The organism is Trebonia sp., from assembly GCF_049794275.1.
In the GTDB taxonomy this organism is placed as follows: Bacteria; Actinomycetota; Actinomycetes; order Streptosporangiales; family Streptosporangiaceae; genus Trebonia.
Window position 1 is genome coordinate 1 of sequence record NZ_JBARCR010000664.1, and the last position, 4,817, is coordinate 4,817.

Sequence of the window (4,817 nt, forward strand, 5' to 3'; positions counted from 1 at the left end):
CGCCACGGCCGCGCGGAACGGCGGCAGATCGCGGCCGGTGACCACGGCCAGCCCGTCCGGCACGACGGCGACCTCGGCGTGCGAGTCGAGCAGCGTGGCGCCGTGCCCGGGGAAGTGCTTGGCGCACGCCGCGATCCCGGCGGACTGCAGCCCGCGCACCGCCGCCGCCCCGTGCCGCGCTACCAGCTCAGAAGAGGCCCCGAAAGACCTGGTGCCGACCACCGGGTTTTCCGGCGCGGCCAGCACGTCGAGGCACGGCGCCAGGTCCAGGTTGATGCCGAGCGCCGCGAGGTCGGCGCCGATCGCGGCGTGCACCCGCTGGGTCAGCGCCACGTCGTCCACCGCGCCGAGCGCGGCGTTGCCCGGGTACGGGCTGCCGGAGTCGTACCAGACCCGGGTGACGTCACCGCCCTCCTCATCGGTCGCGACCAGCACGTCGGGCGCGGCCCCGCGCAGCGTCCTGGTCAGCGCCGTCAAGGCGTCAGGCCCGGCGGCCATGTTGGGCGCGAAGAGCGTCACCCCGGCCAGCCCGCGCCACAGCGCGTCGAGCACCCACCGCGGGGCGACCGTGCCCGCGAAAGGCGGGATGAGAATGGCGTCGGCGAGCCGCTCAAGCGCGGTGTCCCCTGCGCTCAACCCTTCACCGCCCCGGCGAGGAGCCCCGCGCGCAGCCGCCGCTGCACGATGAGGAAGAAGATCATGACGGGCAGCGTGAACAGCACGGACGCGGCCATGATGGCGCCCCAGTCGACGCTGCCCTTGCTGAAGAAGTACGTCACGTAGATCGGGAGCGTGAACTTGGCCGTGTCGGTGCCGAGGAACGTGAGGGCGAACACGAACTCGTTCCAGGCGAAGATGAACGCGAACACGCTGGTCGTCACCAGGCCGGGCGCGACGAGCGGCAGCAGCACGCGGAAAAACACCCGGAAAGGCCCGGCGCCGTCGATGGCGGCGGCCTCCTCGAGTTCCCGCGGCACCGCGGCGACGAAGTTGCGCAGCATCCAGATCGTGACCGGCAGCGAGAACGCGATGTAGAGCAGCGTGAGCCCGACCAGGCTGTCCAGCAGGTTGGCCGCGCGGAAGTCAAGGAACAGCGCGATGACCAGCGCCTGCTGCGGCAGCATCTGCACGATCAGCAGCATGATCAGGTACGTGGCGCGGAACCGGAACCGGAACCTGGCCACCGCGATGGCCGCGAGCAGCGCGAGCGCGGAGGAGACCACGACCGACGAGAGCGTGACGACCAGGCTGTTGCGCAGGAACGTCCAGTACGGCATGCCGATCACGGAGCCGTTGATCACGTTGGCGAAGTTCGACCACGTCGGGTGCGCGGGCAGCGGATGCGGGGTGAGCGAGTAGATCTCGGTGGCCGGCTTGAACGCGGTGGAGATCATCCAGAAGATCGGGAACAGCGTCACCAGCGCGACGACGAGAGCGACGCCGTTGCGGGTGATCGCGCGGAGCCGCTTCGTGCGATTCATGCGACCGCCCCCTGCTTGATGTTGGCCCGGACGTAGCCGGCCGTGATGATGAGCAGGATCACCGTGAGGACCATGCCAAGGGCGGAGGCCACGCCGTAGGCGGGCGGCATCGTGAATGCCTTGTCGTAGGCGAGGATGCCGAGGTTGAACTCGTCCCTGTTGCCCAGTTCGCCGGTCACGATGTAGGCCTGCGTGAAGATGCCGAAGTCCCAGATGACCGACAGCAGCAGCAGCACGAGGAAGATCGGCTTGAGCAGCGGGTAGGTCACCTTCCAGAAGACCCGCCACGGCCCGGCGCCGTCGACCCGCGCGGCCTCGTGCAGCTCCGCGGGGATGGTCTTCAGCCCGGCCAGCACGGAGACCGCGACGAACGGGAACGCCTGCCACAGCACGACCAGCGTGATCACCGTGTAGGCGGGCAGCGGGGCGTTGGTCCAGCTGAACTGCGACCAGCGCGCGCCGCCGCCGAGCCAGGACGGCAGTTTCTGGAGCAGGTAGTCGGCGAGGCCGCCGTCCGGGTCGAAGAGCCAGACGAAGATGACCGACGCCGACACCGCTGGCATCGCCCAGGCGAGCAGGGCGGCGGTGGAGACGAAGGCGGCCATCTTCCGGCCGAGCCGGTTCAGCAGCAGCCCGACGAGGGTCCCCACGAGCAGCGTCAGCGGCACCACGGCGACCGCGAACAGCACGCTGATCCGCAGCGCCGACCAGAACTCGGGGTCGGAGAGCACCAGCCGGTAGTTCCCGAAGCCGACCCAGGACGTGGGCGCCGCGCCGGTCACCTGCGGCAGCCCGTAGTCCTGGAAGGAGTAGACCGCCAGCTGGATGGCCGGCCAGGCCAGCAGCAGGCCGATCGCCACCGCGGAGGGCAGTATCAGCAGGTAGGGCACGAGCCGCCGTCGCGTCCGCCCCGGCCCAAGAAGGTGCCGAACGGGCGGCGGGAGAGGCCACCGCCCGTTCGGACGATCTGAAACGGAACTTTCCCGAAGGCCGGCTCTTTGCGGAGAGCTAATGCCTCGGCGGGGGGTACGGGGGCCAGGGGGTATGGGGGGCGGGAGCCCCTCATGCGGGGAGCCCGCCCCCCCGGGAGACTTCAGCATGGGCTAACCGCTAGCTTTCCTGCCCTGTGTTCAGGACGTTCTGCAGCTGAGTGTTGGCCTGCGCCACGGTGGCGGAGAAGTTCGCGCCGCGGTCGAGGGCCTTCATCATGGTCGGGATGATCGCGTCGGTCGCGTCGGCGGTCGACCAGTTCTTCGCGTTGAGCGGGGAGATCTGGGTGATGGTGGCCGCCTTGGCGAAACCGGACATGAGCTGGCTGCTCGAGTAGGCGCCGCCGGTCAGCTTGGACGTGAACGGCGGGAAGAAGCCCTGCAGGTTGGCGAAGCTGGTGGCGTTGCTCTCGCTGTCCATCAGCTGGAGCAGGGCCCAGTCCGCGCTCTTGTACTTGCTGCCCGACCAGATGGCCAGGTCAGAGCCGCCGGCGAAGGCCGGAGCCGGGGTCGGCCCGTTCTGCGACGGGATCGGGAAGGACGCCCAGTTGGACTTGTCGACCGCGTTCGCGGGGAACTCCGCCGAGGCCCACGGGCCGTCGATGTACATGTCGAGCTTGCCGAGCGCGAAGTCCTCGTTGGACCCGCCTGAGGTCGCGCCGGGGTTGCCGAGCTCGGTCTGGCCGACGTACTTGGACGGCGAGACCTTGTCGCTGAGCAGCAGGTCGGAGTAGAACTTGATGCCCGCCTCGCTGGCCGGCGAGGTCAGGTTAGCGGTCCACTTGCCGTCGGTCTCCGTCGCCACCTGGCCGCCAGCGCCCCAGATGAAGCTGACGATCGCGTTGGTGTAGTTGGAGGGGGCGCCGATGCCGTAGGTGCCGGGGTACTTCTGCATCAGCTTCTGCGCGTCGGAGACGAGTTCGGTCCACGTGGTCGGGGTGGACGTGATGCCGGCGGCCGCGAACTGGTCCTTGCGGTACCAGATGCCGCGCACGCCGCCGAACCACGGCACGCCGTACACGTTGCCGTTCTGGGTGTCGTTGGCGAGCATGCCGGAAACCAGGTCAGGCTTGGTGGACCAGGCCGACAGGTCGGTGGAGATGTTGGCGAGGGCGCCGAGCGAGGCCTCGGTGGGAGTGTCGGTGTTGCCGAGCTCGGTGATGTCCGGCGCGTTCTTGCCGCTGGCCAGCGCGTTGGTCCAGTCCGTAGTCCGGTTGGCCCAGGGCACCCAGACCACGTTGACCTTGGTGTTCTTGTACTGCGGGTAGTCCTTGTGGAATTCGGCGACGACGCCGTTCATCCAGGTCACCTGGGATGCGGCGGACGGGCCCATACGCCACACCGTGAGCTGGCTGGGAGCGGCTGAGCTGGAAGACGAGCTGCCGGTGCCCGAGCTGGATCCTGAGCTGCAGCCTGCGATCGCGAGCGCGGCTGCCGCGCAGGCCGCCGCGGCGGTTATCTTGTGTCGCACTGCTGGTGTCCTCCTTGCACGGCTTCAGTTGGTCTGTACCGGAGAAACTAATAGGAAACTTTCCTATAAGCTAGAGGCCGGCCGGGGCTGTTGCCGGATTGAGACACTCGTAGCGCGCAACGACGCAACGATACGTGGGAGGGGTGCGTGGTCATGGCCAGTCAGACCGAGTCGTCCGGGGAGCCCGCTTCTAACCGGGCAGCCGGCCGGGCGCCGACCCGGCCTGGCACGCCTAGCCTGCTTCGGGAACTCAACGACCGCGCGGCTTTGGCGCTGCTGCTCGACGGCAAGTCGCTCACCCGCGCGCAGCTGTCGGAACTGACCGGTGTGTCCAAGGTCACAGTCGCCCAGATGCTCGCCAGGCTCGAGGAACGCGGGCTCGTGACCGCGGTCGGCTCCAACAGCGGCGGCCGCGGGCCGAACGCCGCCCTGTACTCCGTGGTGCCGTCCAGCGCGTACGTCGCGGCGCTCTACGTCGAGCAGGGCCTGGTCAGCACCGCGGTAGCCGACGTCACCGGGCGGGTGATCGCGGAGGTCCGCGAGGACCCCACGAGCGGCGCGGGCGATCCTGTGGAGCTGATCCGCTGTGCGGTCGACCGGGCCTGCCAGCGGGCGGGGGTGTCCGTCAGCATGCTGAGCGCGTTCGTGATCGGCAGCCCCGGCGTCGTCGACCCGGTGACCGGCGACCCGCGGCTGGCCATCAACCTGCCTGCCTGGCACGAGGGCGTGCTCGGCGGGCTGCGCGGCGCGCTGCACAAGAACGTGCTGATCGAGAACGACGTGAACCTCGCCGCCATGGCCGAGCACGCGGTCGGCGCCGCCGCCGGCACCAGCGACTTCGTGCTGCTCTGGCTGGACGTCGGCGTCGGCCTGGCG

General features: G+C 69.4%; 5 protein-coding genes. 1 reads left to right on the top strand and 4 read right to left on the bottom strand.

Annotated elements, in window-relative coordinates; genetic code table 11:
• The 4 genes from WA805_RS17815 to WA805_RS17830 all read right to left on the bottom strand — a co-directional run.
• The coding region (locus tag WA805_RS17815; protein ID WP_425242891.1) for a glycoside hydrolase family 3 N-terminal domain-containing protein at positions 1-636 on the bottom strand (636 nt) is incomplete at its 3' end.
• Complete coding sequence (locus WA805_RS17820) at positions 633-1,481, bottom strand: carbohydrate ABC transporter permease (protein WP_422274327.1); 849 nt, start codon at positions 1,479-1,481, stop codon at positions 633-635. The genes WA805_RS17815 and WA805_RS17820, both read right to left, overlap by 4 nt.
• Positions 1,478-2,371: a carbohydrate ABC transporter permease gene (locus tag WA805_RS17825; RefSeq protein WP_422274329.1), complete on the bottom strand. Its 894-nt coding sequence runs from the start codon at positions 2,369-2,371 to the stop codon at positions 1,478-1,480. Before WA805_RS17825 ends, WA805_RS17820 begins: the two co-directional genes overlap by 4 nt.
• A 220-nt stretch (positions 2,372-2,591) precedes the next feature.
• A complete protein-coding gene (locus tag WA805_RS17830; protein WP_424561638.1) occupies positions 2,592-3,941 on the bottom strand; it encodes an extracellular solute-binding protein in 1,350 nt (449 codons plus the stop codon).
• A 153-nt stretch (positions 3,942-4,094) separates the two neighbouring features.
• Between WA805_RS17830 and WA805_RS17835 the strand changes: the two genes are divergently transcribed.
• On the top strand, positions 4,095-4,817 hold a 723-nt coding region (locus WA805_RS17835; protein ID WP_425242892.1), incomplete at its 3' end, for an ROK family transcriptional regulator.

Bases quoted from the DNA above. Each gene is read 5' to 3' on its own strand.
- WA805_RS17820 (WP_422274327.1), bottom strand. From the start codon at position 1,481: ATGAATCGCACGAAGCGGCTCCGCGCGATCACCCGCAACGGCGTCGCT.